Origin of the sequence: Arthrobacter sp. TB 26 (assembly GCF_000427315.1) — a bacterium.
Taxonomy (GTDB): Bacteria; Actinomycetota; Actinomycetes; order Actinomycetales; family Micrococcaceae; genus Arthrobacter.
Map to the genome: position 1 here is coordinate 1 of NZ_AUPJ01000512.1, position 2,868 is coordinate 2,868.

4 protein-coding genes and 1 riboswitch are annotated in these 2,868 nt (G+C 66.8%); all 4 genes read left to right on the forward strand.

Features of this window, described 5'->3' with window-relative positions:
• A partial coding sequence (locus tag K789_RS23680) for a hypothetical protein (protein WP_035740435.1) occupies window positions 1-180 on the forward strand: 180 nt, incomplete at its 5' end.
• 105 nt (window positions 181-285) lie between these two features.
• A riboswitch (TPP riboswitch) is annotated at window positions 286-383 on the forward strand.
• Window positions 366-1,928 (forward strand): bifunctional hydroxymethylpyrimidine kinase/phosphomethylpyrimidine kinase, encoded by a 1,563-nt coding sequence (locus K789_RS0120255; protein WP_024368342.1) that lies wholly within the window; start codon window positions 366-368, stop codon window positions 1,926-1,928. It overlaps the preceding riboswitch by 18 nt.
• Window positions 1,929-2,283: 355 nt before the next feature.
• Window positions 2,284-2,592: a 50S ribosomal protein L21 gene (gene rplU / locus K789_RS0120265; RefSeq protein ID WP_024368343.1), complete on the forward strand. Its 309-nt coding sequence runs from the start codon at window positions 2,284-2,286 to the stop codon at window positions 2,590-2,592.
• A 61-nt stretch (window positions 2,593-2,653) separates the two neighbouring features.
• Window positions 2,654-2,868 (forward strand): 50S ribosomal protein L27 (rpmA, locus tag K789_RS0120270; RefSeq protein WP_024368344.1); only part of this gene is annotated, 215 nt, incomplete at its 3' end.

Genomic DNA, 2,868 nt, shown 5'->3' on the forward strand with positions numbered 1-2,868 from the left:
GCCAGCCGCGCCCAGGGTGCAGCCAATGAGACCTCCGTGGAACAGCGCCGGGAAACTCCGCAGACGGCAGCCATCTCGGTGCACGAGGCCAAGGTGCCGGCGGCAACCACGCCGGCAGCCAAGCCTGCCGCGAGCGAGCCGATCATCCTCGGTGTCGGCGTCCCGGCCTCGGAGCTCTAGCACCGGAACAGTTCAGCAAGGCCGCGGGTGCGGTCCGGACTGCGTAGCAATACGCGCAGGTCCGGGCCGTGCCCGCGACTTCGTTAAGGGATGCGGCTAGGCTGGATCCCTGACACGGGGTGCCGCGCATCGAGCCGGCTGAGATCCAGACCCGTTGAACCTGTCCGGTTAGCACCGGCGAAGGGATGTCTCTCGTGACCACCGCCTCATCGTTTCTTCCGGCTGTCCCTGCGCCTGCGGCTCCCCGGATCCCGCGGGTGCTCGCGATCGCCGGCTCCGACCCCTCGGGCGGGGCCGGGATCCAGGCCGACCTCAAAAGCATTGCCGCGCATGGCGGCTATGGCATGGCGGCCATCACCGCCCTGACCGCGCAAAACACCCGCGGCGTCAGCGCCGTCCACGTCCCGCCGGCGGACTTCCTGACAGCCCAGCTCGACGCGATCAGCGAGGACATCAGCATCGATGCCGTCAAGATCGGGATGCTGGGGGACTCCTCCGTGATCGACGCCGTCCGCAGCTGGCTGGAGAAGGTCCGCCCCGCCCTCGTCGTTTTGGACCCCGTGATGGTGGCGACGAGCGGCGACCGGCTGCTGCAGGAGTCCGCCGAGGCGGCCCTGCAGGCGCTCCTGCCCTACGCGGACCTGATCACGCCCAACCTCGCCGAACTCGCGATTTTGCTCAAAGAGCCCGTCGCGGGCAACTGGGCCGCGGCACTGGAGCAGGGCAAGCGGCTCGCCGCCCAGACCGGCACGACGGTCCTGGTCAAGGGCGGCCACCTCGACGGCGACGGCGGATGCCCGGACGCGCTGGTCAACACCGTCGGACTCCTGGCCCAGGACGTCGTGGTGGTGCCGGGGGAGCGGGTGCCCACCCGCAACAGCCACGGCACCGGATGCTCACTGTCCTCGGCAATGGCAACCGTGCAGGCCCGGGTAGGGGACTGGGAGGCCGCGCTGCGGGAGGTCAAGCCCTGGCTGCAGGAGGCGCTGCGCACCTCGGCGGACCTCGACGTCGGGACCGGCAACGGCCCGGTCCACCACTTCCACCACGTCCAGCAGCAGACCGAGGACCATGCCAGGACGGGCCGGGTGCCGGCGGAGGGCGAGTTCGCCGCCGCCCTCCGGGACGCCGCGACCGCGGACCTTGAGACGATCCATGGCCTGGACTTCATCAAGGCCCTGGCCGACGGCTCGCTCCCGGAGCAGGAGTTTGCGTACTACCTCGCCCAGGACGCCCTCTACCTGAACGGCTATTCCCGGGTCCTGGCCCGCGCCGCCGCGATCGCGCCGACAGAGGCCGAACAGCTCTTCTGGGCCCGCTCCGCGCAGAACTGCCTCGACGTCGAATCCGAGCTGCACCGGACCTGGCTGAACGGACGCACGGCCAAGGTGACGCCCGGACCGGTCACCAAGTCCTACGTGGACCATCTGCTGGCCGCCTCGGTCTCCGGCAGTTACGGGGTGCTCGTGGCCGCCGTGCTGCCGTGCTTCTGGCTCTACGCCGAGGTCGGGGAGGCCCTGCACGCGCAGTTCCTCGCCGCAGGCGCCCCGGAATCCCACCCCTACGCAATGTGGCTGCGCACCTATGCCGATGAGGAGTTTGCCGCCGCCACCCGGCAGGCCATCGCCCACACCGACGCCGCGGCCCGGGCGGCCTCGCCGAGTGAACGGGACGCCATGACCCTTGCCTTCCGCCAGTCCGCCCGCTACGAGGTTGACTTCTTCGACGCGCCGCGGCTGCACGCCTGACACGCAGGGCCCGGGGGAGCCTGTACGATAGGTGGGCACGGTTCCGGAAGTCGTTGCGGCAACGCCCTGTCCATACAGGGTGGCGCCTATCACGTACCTCCCTTCGGAACCAGCCTCATTTGCGGCCGAAGGCAAAATTAGCGTAGTCTAGATCTTCGGTGCTTACGCCAACACTTGGGTTATGACCTTGAGGACGCTCCACTTGATTATCAGGTGCGATTGTCCACGGGATAGCTCATGGGTCCCCCCGGGGAACCCACCGGCGTAGAGGCACAGCGTGAGCCGGACCATAAACTTTGGACCCAGGTTCCGCACGCAAATCTAGTAATAAACGTCGAGAGAAGTGAGTTCCCCAGTGGTGTACGCGATTGTCCGCGCAGGCGGCCGCCAAGAGAAGGTTTCCGTTGGAGACTTCGTTACCCTGAACCGCGTCCCCGGTGGAGCCGGCAGCACCTTTGAGTTGCCCGCACTGCTCCTGGTAGACGGTGACAAGGTCACGTCTGCAGCTTCGGACCTGGCCAAGGTAAAGGTTACGGCTGAGATCCTTGAGGACCTTCGCGGTCCCAAGATCGTCATCCAGAAGTTCAAGAACAAGACCGGCTACAAGAAGCGCCAGGGTCACCGTCAGGAATTGACCAAGGTCAAGATCACCGGTATCAAGTAACTACTCGTTACTGTTCAGGTTTTCAGCAGATTCCCCAGAATTTTAAGGCAGGCATTTCCAAATGGCACATAAAAAAGGCGCGAGTTCCACTCGCAACGGTCGTGACTCGAACGCCCAGTACCTCGGCGTCAAGCGCTTCGGCGGCCAGGTAGTTTCCGCAGGCGAGATCATCGTCCGCCAGCGTGGCACCCACTTCCACCCGGGCGCCGGCGTTGGCCGCGGCGGCGACGACACCCTGTTCGCCCTGACCCCCGGCGCTGTCGAGTTCGGCACCCG